Source organism: Streptococcus mitis, assembly GCF_946190155.1.
GTDB lineage: Bacteria > Bacillota > Bacilli > Lactobacillales > Streptococcaceae > Streptococcus > Streptococcus mitis_CL.
Map to the genome: position 1 here is coordinate 1 of NZ_CAMHZL010000058.1, position 263 is coordinate 263.

The 263-nt window shown below is 64.6% G+C and carries 1 pseudogene; it reads left to right on the top strand.

The features are described 5' to 3' along the window. A pseudogene (locus N8O80_RS09550) lies at nt 1-263 on the top strand (hypothetical protein); the annotation flags it as partial.

The window sequence follows — 263 nt, forward strand, 5'->3', positions numbered from 1 at the left end:
GATCGCCGCGGCACTGGCCGGCTGCATACTGGGCTTTCCGGTGCTGAGGATGCACGGGGACTACCTGGCCATCGTGACCCTGGGCTTTGGCGAGATCATCCGCCTGGTGCTCAACAACTGGCTGTCGTTCACCGGCGGGCCCAACGGCATGCCGGTACCGTCGCCGACCTTCATGGGCCTGGAATTCGGGCGCCGGGCCAAGGACGGCGGGGTACCGTTCCACGAGTTCTTCGGCATCGACTACAACCCCAACGTGAAATTCC